12 protein-coding genes and 1 pseudogene are annotated in these 13,634 nt (G+C 62.5%); 2 read left to right on the top strand and 11 right to left on the bottom strand.

Translation table 11 applies throughout. The features are described 5' to 3' along the window. Window positions 1-31: 31 nt before the first annotated feature. The 7 genes and pseudogenes from AC3WJE_RS01140 to AC3WJE_RS01110 form a co-directional block, all read right to left on the bottom strand. A pseudogene (locus AC3WJE_RS01140) lies at window positions 32-1,465 on the bottom strand (MCP four helix bundle domain-containing protein); the annotation flags it as partial. Between the two features lie 92 nt (window positions 1,466-1,557). Beyond that, the gene (locus AC3WJE_RS01135; RefSeq protein ID WP_493728920.1) at window positions 1,558-1,929 is read right to left on the bottom strand and encodes a hypothetical protein; all 372 of its coding nucleotides are present in this window, start codon (window positions 1,927-1,929) and stop codon (window positions 1,558-1,560) included. 163 nt (window positions 1,930-2,092) lie between these two features. Continuing rightward, entirely contained in the window at window positions 2,093-2,578 is a 486-nt protein-coding gene (locus AC3WJE_RS01130; protein ID WP_493728919.1) for a chemotaxis protein CheW, read from the bottom strand. Between the two features lie 100 nt (window positions 2,579-2,678). Then, the gene (locus tag AC3WJE_RS01125) at window positions 2,679-3,473 is read right to left on the bottom strand and encodes a flagellar brake protein (RefSeq protein ID WP_493728918.1); all 795 of its coding nucleotides are present in this window, start codon (window positions 3,471-3,473) and stop codon (window positions 2,679-2,681) included. Window positions 3,474-3,497: 24 nt separating this feature from the next. Further along, window positions 3,498-4,892 (bottom strand): methyl-accepting chemotaxis protein, encoded by a 1,395-nt coding sequence (locus AC3WJE_RS01120; RefSeq protein WP_493729024.1) that lies wholly within the window; start codon window positions 4,890-4,892, stop codon window positions 3,498-3,500. Window positions 4,893-5,727: 835 nt separating this feature from the next. Then, window positions 5,728-6,234: a hypothetical protein gene (locus AC3WJE_RS01115; RefSeq protein ID WP_493728917.1), complete on the bottom strand. Its 507-nt coding sequence runs from the start codon at window positions 6,232-6,234 to the stop codon at window positions 5,728-5,730. A 192-nt stretch (window positions 6,235-6,426) separates the two neighbouring features. Next, a complete protein-coding gene (locus AC3WJE_RS01110; protein WP_493728916.1) occupies window positions 6,427-6,609 on the bottom strand; it encodes a hypothetical protein in 183 nt (60 codons plus the stop codon). 187 nt (window positions 6,610-6,796) lie between these two features. On the opposite strand from AC3WJE_RS01110, the gene AC3WJE_RS01105 reads away from it, so the two are divergent. Together AC3WJE_RS01105 and AC3WJE_RS01100 are read left to right on the top strand one after the other, a co-directional pair. Beyond that, window positions 6,797-7,348, top strand: coding sequence for a hypothetical protein (locus AC3WJE_RS01105; protein ID WP_493728915.1), 552 nt, complete (start codon window positions 6,797-6,799; stop codon window positions 7,346-7,348). 2 nt (window positions 7,349-7,350) lie between these two features. After that, the gene (locus AC3WJE_RS01100; protein WP_493728914.1) at window positions 7,351-8,238 is read left to right on the top strand and encodes a Ca2+-dependent phosphoinositide-specific phospholipase C; all 888 of its coding nucleotides are present in this window, start codon (window positions 7,351-7,353) and stop codon (window positions 8,236-8,238) included. A gap of 119 nt (window positions 8,239-8,357) precedes the next feature. On the opposite strand, the gene AC3WJE_RS01095 is transcribed toward AC3WJE_RS01100, so the two are convergent. The 4 genes from AC3WJE_RS01095 to AC3WJE_RS01080 form a co-directional block, all read right to left on the bottom strand. Further along, window positions 8,358-10,604, bottom strand: a complete 2,247-nt coding sequence (locus AC3WJE_RS01095; RefSeq protein WP_493728913.1) for a methyl-accepting chemotaxis protein — start codon at window positions 10,602-10,604, stop codon at window positions 8,358-8,360. A gap of 245 nt (window positions 10,605-10,849) precedes the next feature. After that, window positions 10,850-12,862: a chemotaxis protein CheA gene (locus AC3WJE_RS01090; RefSeq protein WP_493728912.1), complete on the bottom strand. Its 2,013-nt coding sequence runs from the start codon at window positions 12,860-12,862 to the stop codon at window positions 10,850-10,852. Window positions 12,863-12,958: 96 nt separating this feature from the next. Continuing rightward, window positions 12,959-13,324: a response regulator gene (locus tag AC3WJE_RS01085; RefSeq protein ID WP_493728911.1), complete on the bottom strand. Its 366-nt coding sequence runs from the start codon at window positions 13,322-13,324 to the stop codon at window positions 12,959-12,961. Then, window positions 13,321-13,629, bottom strand: a complete 309-nt coding sequence (locus AC3WJE_RS01080; protein ID WP_493728910.1) for an STAS domain-containing protein — start codon at window positions 13,627-13,629, stop codon at window positions 13,321-13,323. Before AC3WJE_RS01080 ends, AC3WJE_RS01085 begins: the two co-directional genes overlap by 4 nt. Between the last annotated feature and the right edge of the window lie 5 nt (window positions 13,630-13,634).

The raw sequence follows: 13,634 nt of genomic DNA, 5'->3' as shown, positions 1-13,634 counted from the left end.
CGACGATGTCGGCCAGCTGCTCGGCCGTGGCGTTGGCGTCGTCTCGCATCCGCGCGAACACGCCCTGGAAATCGCCGTGCATGCGCACGGTCAGGTCGCCTTGAGACAACGCCGAGAGCAGGCCGGAAATCTGTTCGATGCTGGACGAGTTGGCTTCCAGCAGGCCGTTGAGCTGCTGGGCCAGCTGCAGGAAGAAGCCGTCCTTGCCTTCCTGGGAGACACGGCCGTCCAGATCGCCGGCGGCGGCGGCGCGCACGATGCGTGCCACTTCCTCTTCGACGCCGACTTCGATGGTGCGGTCGCGCCATTCGCAGACGTTGCCACTGTGGTGACCATCGACGTCGCGGATCAGGGTGATGGTCTGGGCAATCACCGCATCGCCGAAGCGGTCTTCAAGCTGGGCGACGCCATCTTTTTCAAGCTTGTCGGCGGTGCTGCGGATCGCGGACTCGGACATGCCCAGGTAGGAGACATGGCGGCCGATCACATCGTTGCTGTCGAAATCCGGCGATGCCGTGCGCAGGCTGTCCTGATGCAGGGTGGCGGTCTTGTGGAACGACGCGTTGGCGTAGATGACGGTGCGGTCGTTGTCGGTGATGAAGGTCGGGGTCGAGGAGCTGTCCAGCGCGGTGCGGATGCGCAGGTTCTCGCTGGCGATGGCCTGGTCGCGTTCGATGCGCTCCTTCAGGTCGCGCTGCATGCGCAGCATCGCGCGCATCAGGTCGCCGACTTCGTCCGAGCGCGAAACGTCGATGTGACCGTCGAGCTTGCCGCTGGCGACGTCGTTGGCGACGACGACTGCGCCACGCACGGTCTTGACCAGCGCATTGGCGAAGAACCATGCCAGCACCAGACCGCCGGCAATGCCGACGACCATCGTCACGGCGGTCAGGATCGCGGAGGCCCTGTGGACGCCCTCGGCACGTTCCTTGGCCGCCTGTGCCAGGTTGTTGTCCTCGGTGATCAATGCCGCCAGCGAGCTCTGCGCCTTCATGTGCAGGGTGCGGGTTTCGCCGACGAAGGTGTCGATGGCGTCATCGGGCAGGTTCAGTTCGAGCATCTCGCTGACGCTGGCGTAGGAAGCGCTGGCCTTCTTCCAATCCGCGACGAACGTGTCGAACAGCTTCTTCTGCTCTGGCGTCTCGATCAGGCGTGGGTAGCTCTTGATCGCGGTCTCGATCTGGTCGTGCAGTTTCACCGCGTTCTGCCGGGCGTCCTGCTTGACCGCGTCACTGGCGCGGATCAGGCCCTGGTAGGCCTGGTTGCGGTATTCGCCGAGCAAGCCGCGCAGTTCGCCGGCCTCGCGCACGCTCGACATGGTGTTGCCGGCCAGCTGATTGCTGGCGCGGCTGAGGGACGACAAGCCAGTGAAGGCGATGATGCCCTGGATCAGCATGAGGGTCAGGACGACGCCGAAGGCCAGCAGCAGCTTCGGCTTCAGTTTGAGGTTGATGATCCACTGCATGAACGCTATTCCTTGGTTGAAAGCGGCAGGCCAGTCGCCGCGGCCCCGCCGCCGCTCTATCGCGACGGCGAGGGAAACAGGCAGGACAGGTATTACTTGATCGTGGCCAGCTTCAGGCTCGACGGCGAGCTGACGTCGATGGCCGCGCGCGAGCTGTCACGCTCGATCTTGCCGATCACGCAGATGTCCTTGCCCTCAAGCGACTCCGGCGGAAAGCTGAACTTGCCGCGATCGGAACCGGCGATGCGTGCCGAGAAGGTGTGGCGCGGGAACATGCCGCCCATGTAAAGGAAGGTCGGCTCACCTTCCGAACCTTGCGCGTACTTGGCCTTCTCGACCTTGCCGCAGACCATGCCGTCCTTGCCCACGAAACGCGAAGCCATTTCCGGTGGAATCATTTCCTGCGATTGCGCGAACGCGGTGGCAGCGAAAGCGACGAGGACAAGGGGAAGCAGGCATTTCATTGGGGTTCTCCGGAAGACGATACAAGTAAGGCAAGCCTCCATTGGGGAGGTCTTGCTGCTGCTATCGGCGTTGTCACCGGCAACTTGAACGGGTAAAAGGTGAGCCGTTTCACGTTTCTACCCTTGGGGTCGTCATGTGTCGGGAACTTCCCGACAAGTTGGCTCAGGCTGCTTCCTCCGCCGGCTCCTGGCGGGCCATGTCGGCGCTGTCGAGCAGGGTCTCGATGTCGAGCAGGATCAGCATGCGGTCTTCCTGCGTGCCGATGCCGGAGATGAAGCGGGTATCGACGGCAGCGCCGAATTCGGGCGTGGGGCGGATCTGTTCGTCGGAAAGCGGAATCACGTCGGAGACGCTGTCCACCACGATGCCGACCACGCGGCTTTCGACGTTGAGCACGATCATCACGGTGAACGCGTCGTAGCGCGCCTCCTTCAGGCGTAGCTTCAGGCGCAGGTCGATCACCGGGACGATGGTGCCGCGCAGGTTGATCACGCCCTTGATGTAGTCCGGCGCATCCGGAACCCGGGTGACCGTGTCGTAGCCGCGGATTTCCTGGACCTTGAGAATATCCACCCCGTAGTGCTCCTCGCCCAGGGAGAAGCTGAGGAATTCGCCGCCTTTGCCGGCGATGGGGGTCTTGTCGTTCATGGCGGCTCCAGGCGTGCGCAGCGGATGGCAACAGAAGGTTCTGTCAGGCATAGATCGGCCGGAGTCGCCCCGACTTTAGCGGGCGACGCGAGAAGTCTTGTCAGAAGACGCCACTCTTGCGCGCGTTGCGCTGGCGATCGACGCGGAAGATGTAACGCTGGATCGCCTCGCTGGCGCCGCGCGGCAGGTCGGCGAACTGCAGGCCCACGCGGATGCTTTCCAGTCCGTTGGGCAGGATCTGCTTGAACTGGCTGCACACGGTCAGCGGCACCGTGATGGGCGGTTGTTCCGGCAAGCGCAGCAGACATTCCCAATAGGTGCGGTCCACTTCCAGCAACGGCATGCCGGGGCTGAGCGCCACCGCCAGCCCGCCGCCGCTGATGTCGGTCACACGCAGCTCCAGCTCGGTCTTCTGTCCGTCGCCGTGTTCGAAACGGATCAGGCAGTTGGGGGGATCGGTGATCGGCGTTTCCAGCCGGTAGTACTCCCGACGTTGCAGGTAGTACAGCGCGTCGGGCAGCGGCGCGCGGAAGGCGACATGCTGGTCGTGGTCAATCCGCTGGTGGCCCTCGATCCGGAAACGCACTCGCACCCGTTCGAGCTGGGCGAAGCAGAGCAGGTGGCCGGCGTTGGCGATCGCCTGATTGGCCGCCTCGTGCGGACTGCCGTCGAGGATCAGCCAGGGCTCGTCCTGGCTTTCCTCCAGGTCGAGCACCGCCGTCGGAAACGACTGGTCACGGCCGCCGACATGCGCCGTCACCAGCGAGCGTTGCTGGATCATCGACTGCAGCAGCCCACGGATCTGGCGCCGATTGCGCAGCAGGTATTTCTCGTCGCCTTCCACGGCCTCGTGGGGCGCTACGGGAGGGGCTTCGGAAGCATTTCCTTCGGACATGTACCTGCCAGGACGCTGCAGAGGTTATCGCGGGGGGCGGTTACCTTCGATATCGGCCGTCGGCGAGATTCTTGAAGGAGCCGGTCGCGCGGCCTGCGCCAGCAGCTCATCCACGCCGTCCGCTTCGCCCAGCCGGAACAGCGCGACCGCATCGACCAGCTGGCTGGCCTGCTGCTCCATCGCCTGCGCGGCGGCACTGGCTTCCTCGACCAGGCTGGCGTTCTGCTGGGTGGATTCGTCCATGTGCGCCAGGGTGCGATTGACCTGGTCGATGCCCGCGCTCTGCTCCTGCGAGGCGCTGGATATCTCGCCCATGATGTCGGGCACGCGCTGCACGCTGGCGACGATCTCACCCATGGTCTGGCCGGCCTTGTGCACCAACGCCGAGCCGTCGGCGACCTTGTCGACCGAGTCGTCGATCAGGCCCTTGATCTCCTTGGCGGCGTCGGCCGAGCGCTGGGCGAGGATGCGCACCTCGCTGGCCACCACCGCGAAACCGCGCCCCTGTTCGCCGGCACGTGCGGCTTCCACGGCGGCGTTTAGCGCGAGGATGTTGGTCTGGAAGGCGATGCCGTCGATGACCGAGATGATTTCGGCAATCTTCCTGGAGGCGCGCTCGATCTCGGCCATCGTGGTCACGACCTGGCCGACCACCTCGCCGCCATCGCGGGCGACACCGGCCGCGCCCTGGGCGAGCTGGTTGGCCTGACGGGCGTGCTCGGCGTTCTGCTTGACGGTGGAGGTCAGCTCTTCCATCGAGGCGGCGGTTTCCTCCAGGCTGGCGGCCTGCTGCTCGGTACGGCGCGACAGGTCGTTGTTGCCGGCCGAGATTTCTGTGGCGGCCGTGTCGATGGCCAGGGCGGCGTCCTTGATCCGGCGCACGATGCGGGCCAGCTGCGCGGCGGTGGTATTGGCGTCGTCGCGGATCTGCGCGAACACGCCTTCCAGTTGTCCTTCCATGCGGCTGCCGAGATCCCCGTGCGACAGCGACGAAAACAGCGTGGAGATGCCCTCCAGCGCATGCGCATTGTTGTCCAGCAGTGCGTTGATCTGCTGGGCCAGCTGTCGGAAGAAGCCCTGCTTGTCGTCCAGCGCGATGCGATCCTGCAGATTGCCTCGCGCGGCCTCGTGGATGATGCGCGCGACTTCTTCTTCCACCTGCACCTCAGCGGTGAGGTCGGCCCACTCGACGACGTAGCCGAGGCGCTCGCCGGTGGCATTGACGACCGGATTGATGATCAGCCGCAGCGTGCGTCCACCCACACGGATCTGCGCGCGGTGTGTGCCATGCAACTGGTCGAGCAGACGCGCCTGATGCTCGGGATGGCGATGGAACTGGTCGATGCTGCCGCCGATCAACCGGCCGGCATCGAAGTCGGGCAGGTCGTGGCGAAGATCGGTCTGGGCCTCGGTCAACATCGCCATCAGCGGTTGATTGACGTAGACGATGACGCGCCCGGCGTCGGCGATCATCACATGGGTGGTGACGTTGTCGAGCGCGCTGCGGATGCGCAGGCTCTCGCTCTGGTCGCGGTGTTGCTGCTCGTGCTGGCGCAGCAACTGGTCGCTGGCGGCGACCAGTGTGTGGGCCAGCGAGCCGGGCGGGAAATTCATCCCGTGGAATTCTTCCGGCAGCGGCTGCTCCTGGGCGATGTTGCGGGCGGCACGGGCGAGCGCGCGTGGATCATGGCCGACCGAGCGCATCTGCCGGCGCATCGGTATCGCCATCATCACCAGGATCGTGGTTTCCAGAATGACCGCGCCGGCGTGCACCAGCAGGATGCCGACGCCGGTGCCGGGAGTGAAGGCCCGTACCGACCAGCCCTGCCGCTGCAGCCAGAAGAACGCCAGGTGATGCACCGCGATCGCGGCGGCAGCGACCACGATCGGTCGCCAGTCGCGGTAATAGACCAGCAACGCGATCACCATGATGACCACGAAGTGCATCTCCGGCATGCCGCCGGACTGGTGGATCAGCAGCGCCGACATGACCATCAGCATCAGCGCGATGGTGCAGCGGCTCAGCAGCGTGCCGGGATAGAGCGCGTACTGCCCGATCGCGACCGCCAGCGACGGCAGTGCCACCGCAAGGAACGGCAGCCATTGCCCGAGCCAGGCCGTGGCGGCGAGGCTGGCGATGACCAGGAGCGCACCCAATCCCAGGAACAGGCGATCGGCCTCGCGCGCGAACTGCTGCAGATACGGGAGTTGCTCATTCCCGGCGACGCGGGCTGCAAGGTGGCTGGACTGCATGTCATGGCTCCTTGGAACATGGGCAGGTTGAAGGGACGATCAGTGCCTGCCGCGAGGCGGAAAGCAGTACAGGCAGCAACGCCGCCAGCGCGACCGGCCGGCCACAGCCGGTATCGACGAGGGCGGGCCCGGCGTAGACCAGCCGGGCAGGTGGGGCGAGTACGACGATCGGGTAACCGGCATCGCCGCTCATGGCACGTAGTTCGACGGCCGCGTTGGTCCGTCGCAGAGCACTGCGCAGGCTCGCCGCCGTCACATCGCGCGAACAGCGGCACCCGTTCGAGCGGGTGAGGAACGCAGTGGTTCTTGCGAGATCGCGGGCGGATGGATCATGGGCCTGCAAGCGCGCCACGATGGTGGCGGCGCTCTCGGAAGGGGCCGCTGGTGTCAGTAATGCAGCAAAGACAGGCATCAGCCAGCCGAACCAGAGTGCCAGCAAGACGAATCCGATCCACGGCGCAATGCGCCGCGTATCTGTGGAGGCGTGCAATGGTGCGACAACCTTCATCCACTCCCGTCCCGTTCCAGTTGGACCAGGGCTGGATCGGCGAGCGGGAGGAAAGATTAAGCATCCCGTGATGACTCTGTAACTGATTGCACAGATTGAGGAATTCAGTAAAGAAAAGAGCGTGTGAACTCATGGACAGGAAAGCCCGCGATTGCGGGCTTTCCTTCACGCGCTCATCAATGTTCTTTCACATCAACGACAGAGCAGCTCCTTCTTCCCGCTGCTGACCTTGGAAAGCAAACGCACCACCGAAGGATCAACACCATCACCATGCAGCCGGAACACGGCGACGACCTCGGCGAGCTGACCGGCCTGTTCCTCCATCGCATGCGCGGCGGCGGAGGTTCCCTCCATCTGCTGGGTGGTCTCGTCCATCTACAGTGCCACCAACGGCCTGTTTTGCCGTTCCCCGTGCATCTACCTGATTTCGTGGATATGAGCCGGGATGGAAATGGTCTAGCGTGGGCATGGGAATAGTCGCGGTATCTTCCTGAAAAAAATCCAATCGGCAGTGATGGTTTTGTTTTTAAATTTCATATGAACAACACGAACGGGAAATGACATGCCTTTCAGATACCATAAAAACTCCGTAAGTTTCAGGATTCTCGATAGGCAGTATGCCCTTCGGCAGATTGCATTTCAGGTTCAGGATTTTTATATTACAACCGATCAGGATCCGGAGCATAATATAAAAAATGGATTGTTGGAATCCGCAACAAATACGATCAAGAATGGGGTCGCTCTGGAATTGTCTTTTCGAATCGGGCGGAAGAAATCGGTGAAAACAGCAGATTGGTTCAAAGGCCAGGTAAAAGCGAATCAGACTACATTTGGACATGATCCGAATGATCTGAATTTTGCGCTGCTGGGAACATTGACGATAGTTACCGCCGCGGCTGATTTGCCGAGCAATTATCCGCCCGCCATATTCAGCAACATTATCCTTGCTCAAGGAAATACGGAGAACGGATATAATAACTGGTGGTTCGGTGGTAAAAACTGTATTTACAAAGAAGGGCACAGAGTCGAAGTATCGAGTAGTGATGGCAGGAAATATGAGTTCAGGAGGGGTGGAAATATGCCGGTGAGCGAGATTCAAATCGACAACGGATAATCATGATTCTGCATCAGTGCTATTTACCCAGCGCCGGCGATGACAGCATGCCAACATACAGTCAGATTAGCTTCAAGGCCTCGCATAACTCATACGATCGCAGGGAGAGTACGACAGAACAATTAACATTCCATCCGGGTGATCCGTCCCGCTGCGGTTGTATGAGCGTGGAATTCGATATCTGGCGAAACACCATGCCTTACACGCCAGGAAGTGAAATTGATAGGAATTTCTTTACCGTCGATCATCTTTCTCCTGGAGCCACCACGCTGGACTATTATCTCGGCCTAGTGTTGGAATGGCACAAGGTGACTCAAGAACACCCACCGGTGTTGATCTACCTGGACATCAAAAGCTCATTGGGGGGCTATGATGATTTCCACCTTGAAATCGATACTTATCTTCAGCGATATTTCGACGAAAAGTTGATTTATAGACCTAGTGTCTTCAGCCTGGCTGAGGGGGCCGATCTTTGCGAAAAGGTGATCTCCAGGGGCTGGGAAGATCTGGCATCGATGGCTGGGAAATTCATCTTTTGTCTGAGTGGCAACCAGGACTGGAAAGAGCAGTACGCGTCACACGACTTGCTTGAAAAGCGACTATGCTTCAGTGACCGCGATCTTTCAGATAACAATGATAGAGTAAAACCTCCGGATAGCGGCAATTTTGTATTTTTCAATTTCCATATTTTTCATTCAAATCGAAAGACATGGATGAAGGTTATTCCGCCATTTTCGGATAGAAATCTGATAACGCGGGCTTACGAGGTTAATTCAGAGGAAAACTGGACAGACTGTCTGACAGCCAAAGTCAGCGCGCTTGCGACCAACAAGATATCCAATAATGCCTGGGCGAAAGTCAGCGACTCGGAAATATTCGCGTTGAAGTAAATTAAGGGGCTAATCCCCACCGTGTGGAAAAGGGCGCTTCTATTGAGCTGGATGGCAGCGCTTAGAGGGCCTTCATGGCCCGCGCCTGCCGATCTCTGTGACCGGCAGGCGCGGTAACGTCAGAACTCATCCCAGCCGGCATCCGTTGCGACTGCGACAGAGCGGGCGCCGATCGCTGCGGGGCGCGGCGTGGCCACACGTTTTGCCGGCTTCTTTGCGGCAGGCGCGGATGCGCGGATGGGAACGATGACCTGCGCATCGCTCACCGTCTCCTTGCCGATCCTGAAGATCGCCACGGCTTCGACCAGTTGCCCAGCCTGTTCTTCCATCGCGCGTGCGGCGGCGGTGGCTTCCTCGACCAGCGCGGCGTTCTGCTGGGTAGTCTCGTCCATCTGGGTGACGGTCTGGTTGACCTGTTCGATACCGCTGCTCTGTTCCTGCGAGGCAGCGGAAATCTCGGCCATGATGTTGGTGACCCGCTGCACGCTGGCCACGATTTCGCCCATGGTGTCGCCGGCCTTGCGCACCAGCGTTGAGCCATCGGCGACGCGGCCGGCCGAATCGTCGATCAGGCCCTTGATCTCCTTGGCGGCGTTGGCCGAACGCTGGGCGAGGGTGCGCACCTCGCTGGCGACCACCGCGAAACCACGACCCTGTTCACCGGCGCGCGCAGCTTCCACGGCAGCGTTGAGCGCCAGGATGTTGGTCTGGAAGGCGATGCCATCGATGACCGAAATGATCTCGGCGATCTTCTTGGACGAACGTTCGATCTCGCTCATCGTACTGACGACCTGACTGACCACGTCACCGCCATCGCGCGCGACGCCGGCAGCGCCCTGCGCGAGCTGGTTGGCCTGACGAGCGTGTTCGGCATTCTGCTTGACCGTGGAGGTCAGCTCTTCCATCGAGGCGGCGGTTTCTTCGAGGTTGGCAGCTTGTTGCTCGGTGCGACGCGACAGATCGTTGTTGCCCGAGGCGATTTCGCCGGCGGCGGTGTTGATCGCCACCGAGGCCTGCTTGATGCGGCCGACGATATCGGCCAACTGCTCGGCGGTGGCATTCGCATCGTCGCGCATCTGCGCGAACACACCGTGGAAGTCGCCGTGCATGCGCGCGGTCAGGTCACCGTCGGCGATCGACTGCAGCAGCTGCGAGACCGCTTCCAGGCTATGGTCGGCGGTTGCCATCAGGTGATTGAGATCACCGACCATCTTGCGGAAATCGTATTCGAACGCAGCTTCATCGCCACGCGCAGTGAAGTCGCCAGCAGCCGCTGCGGCGGCCAGGCGCTTGACCTCGCTGTTGATGGCAGTGAGGTTGCGTTTGACCACATCCATGGTCTCGGTCAGCACGGCTTTTTCTCCGGGCAACCGGTCCATGTCGAGGGAGAGATCGCCCACGGCGTAGCGCTGCATGACCTCCACCAGCCGCAACTTCAACGCCACATGATCAGCGACTAGGCGGTTGGTACCCTCGATCATGCTGCCGAACTCGCCGGGGAAACCATCCACCGGAATCCGGTAGCTGATCATGCCTTCGTCGTGGCGGCGTGCCATTTCGTTCTGTGCATCGATGACGCGGCGCAGGCGTGCCTGCATCTCACGCATGTTGACCAGAAGATGGCCGATCTCATCCTTGCCGGCGTAGCGGGTCTGGACCGACAGATCGCCCGCGGAAACGGCCTTGACCACGGCGACAGCTTCCTGGACCGGGCGTGTGATCGAGCGGCTGATGATCCAGGCCAGACCGAATGCCAGCAGCACCAGCACGCACAGCGTGGCGATCATCAATACACGGGTCTGATCCATCTGGCGATTGTTGACCTTCAGGCCTTCATTCATGCCGGTGATGTTGAACTCGATGAGCTTGACGATGTCGACGAAGAGCGCACGACGCAGCGGACGCGATTCGTCATCGGAGATACGTCGGGCTTCGGTGGCATCGCCGGCGCGGACCGCCTGACCCATGCGGGTGTCGGCATCCAGATATTTGTCGAGCGAGACCTTCACCTTGTCGTAGAGCTTCTGCTCGTCCGGCCCGGAGATGCTGGTTATGTAGTCGGCCTGCAGGCGCGCGACCTGGGTCCTGACATCGGCGATGCGCTTGAAATAATCCTCTACCGCTGCGGGATCGTTGATCCACAGCAGTTGCGCCAGTTCGTAGGTGCGCATTTCGCCGAGTTGGGCGCGCATTTCGCCCAGGCTCTGCACCGAGGGCACCCACAGGATTTCGACGTTGTTGAGTTCTTGCTTGGATTCAGCCGTGCGCATGAGCGAATAGACGCCCAGGCCGATTGTCATCAACGTGGTGATGGTGAAGGCCAGCGCCAGCTTCTTGGAGATGGTGAGATTGGTGAACCAGTTCATACGAAGGATCCGAGATAAAGCACGAATGGCCGCGGGCGCACGGCCGCTACTTACGGTGTGGTGTCTGGAGATCGGACAGGGTCACGTCCGATGAGACGCATGACGTCCAACCCGGCTTCCTGCGCTGTGGAACCGCTCGTCTGCGTACGGGATTGCGGCGGCCCGCTGGAGAACTTGAGCGGGCGGTCGCGTATCCGCTTGTTCCGGATTCAATCGGGTGCCGGATGAATGCCGGCAGGGCGGGCTCAGGCCGCCCGCGGCATCCGCAGCGAACGCACCAGTCCGCCGATGTCCACGATCAGTGCCACCCGGCCATCGCCGAGGATGGTCGCACCGGACACGCCGGCGATGCGGCGGTAGTTGTTCTCGATGTTCTTGACCACGACCTGTTGCTGGCCGACCAGTTCGTCCACTTCCAGCGCGATCTTCTGGCCGTCGCCTTCGACCACCACGACCAGCGGCTCGGCGTCGGTCTGACGGCCGCTGTAGCCGTAGTAGTCGCTGAGCGAGAGGATCGGCAGGTACTCGCCACGCACGCGCAGCACGCGGCCTTCGCCGGCCATGGTGCGGATGTCGGCGGCCTGCGGTTGCAGCGCCTCCAACACGTAGGCCAACGGCAGGATCAGGGTTTCGCCGGCCACCGATACGGTCATGCCGTCGAGGATCGCCAGGGTCAGCGGCAGCCGGATCAGGGTGCGGGTTCCGGCTCCGGCGCTGCTCTCGATCTGCACTTCGCCGCCCAGCGCCTGGATGTTGCGGCGGACCACGTCCATGCCGACGCCACGGCCGGACAGGTCGGTGACCGCGTCGGCGGTGGAGAAACCCGGGGCGAAGATCAGATCCCAGACCTGGGCGTCGCTCGGGCTGTCCGGCACGGCCAGGCCGCGTTCGCGCGCCTTGGTCAGAATCTTCTCGCGGTTGAGGCCGCGGCCGTCGTCGCTGACTTCGATGACGATGTGGCCACCCTGGTGCGAAGCGGCCAGGGTGATCACGCCGGTCTCGTCCTTGCCGGCGGCGCGGCGCGCATCGGGCAGTTCCAGGCCGTGGTCGATCGAGTTGCGTACCAGATGCACCAGTGGATCGGCGATCTTCTCGATCAGGCCCTTGTCCAGTTCGGTGCCCTCGCCGAGGGTGCGCAGGCGCACCTGCTTGCCGAGGCGGGTGGAGAGGTCACGGACCAGGCGCGGGAAGCGGCGGAACACCGCATCGACCGGCAGCATGCGCACGCTGATCACCGCTTCCTGGATGTCACGGGTGTTGCGTTCGAGCAGTTCCAGGCCGGCGAACAGGCGCTCGGCCAGCACTGGATCGAGATCGCCGGACACCTGCTTGAGCATGGCGTGGGTGATGACCAGTTCGCCGACCAGGTTGATCAGTGCATCGACCTTGTCGACGCTGACCCGGATCGAGGTTTCAGCTTCACCGCTGCCGCTGCTGGTCACGGCTGCCACGGCGGGCTGCTGCGCGGTCGGGTTCGGTTGTGCGGTGACAGGTGCGGACTCAGCGGCTGCGGCGGGCGCTTCGACGATCGGTGTCACCGATGCCGACGCCGGCGCGGCCATGGGCCGGATATCCAGTTCGCAGTCGTCGACAACCCAGGCGAAGGTGTCCTCGATCTTGCTGCGCGGCACCTTGCCGATCAGGCCCAGGTCCCAGGCGATGTAGGCTTCCAGCGGATCGAGCTGCTCGAAGCCGGGCATGCGCTCCAGGCGCGCGGCGATCTGCAGCGGGCCGAGGCTTTCCAGCTCGCGGATGATGCGCAGCGGATCGTTGCCGCTCATGAACAGCGACGGCGCGGGCGTGAAGCCGATGTGCCAGGCTTCCGGCTGCTCGTCCTTCGCGACGGCCTTGGCGACAACCGGTGCCGCGGCGCCGGACAGCACCGCGTTGAGGCGATCCAGCACGGCCTGCACCGCCGCCGGATCCGCAGGCTGGCCGTGCTCGGCCTCGCGCAGCAGGGCGCGCAGCACATCGACCGAGCCGAGCATGGCATCGACTGCGGCCGCTTCCAGCGTGCGCTTGCCGGCGCGCAGCTCGTCGAGCAGCGTTTCCAGCACGTGGGTCAGCCCGGCGATCGACTCGAAGCCGAACGTCGCCGCGCCACCCTTGATCGAGTGCGCCGCACGGAACACCGAGTTGATGATCTCCGGATCGGTGTTGCCGCCTTCAAGCGACAGCAGGCCGGCCTCCATCGCGTCCAGCCCTTCGCGGCTTTCTTCGAAGAAGGTGGCGTGGAAACGTTGCAGGTCCATGCTCATGGCGCGGAATCCGGATCGTGGAGAGTCAACGAGAAAAAGAGTTCGCGCATATGCATATGGATGTGCGCTGCTCTTGTGAAGGACTCACAAAAAGGATCAGCCCAGAACCTTCTGGACGGTGGCGACCAGCTGTTCCGGATTGAACGGCTTGACCAGCCAGCCGGTGGCGCCGGCAGCCTTGCCTTCGGCCTTCTTGTCGGCGGCCGACTCGGTGGTCAGCATCAGCAGCGGGGTGAACTTGTAGTCGGCCAGCTGGCGCAGCTCGCGGATCAGCGCGATGCCGTCCATGTTGGGCATGTTCACGTCGGTGACCACCGCATTGAACTTCTGGCCTTTGGCGCGTCCGAGCGCGATTGCGCCGTCCTCGGCTTCTTCGACGGCAAAACCGGCCGAGGTGAGGGCGAAGGAAACCATCTGGCGCATCGACGCCGAATCGTCCACCACCAGGATACGTGCGCTCATGCGGCGTTCTCCACAGATTTCAGGTTGTCATTGGATGCGGTCAGGCCGAGCGCCTCGGTAACGCCGAGAAGACGTGCCGCGTCCTTGAAGGTGTCGTTGCAACCGTCGAAGCCGGTGCGCAGGCCGGCCTTGCGACGGCTGTCGACGAAGGCACAGAGCACCTGCACGCTGGCGGTGTGGATGCGGCGGACCTGGCCGGCGTCAAGCGTCAGCTTCCCGACCTCGGCGAGGTAGGGGGCAAGCTTCTGCTTGAGGTCGGCGCTGGTCTCGATGCCGAGATCTTCGCCCAGTGACACTGTGCTCATCGGTA

Source organism: Pseudomonas sp. GW821-FHT07E12 (genome assembly GCF_058986605.1).
This window is presented reverse-complemented; position numbering and strand designations above follow the sequence as displayed.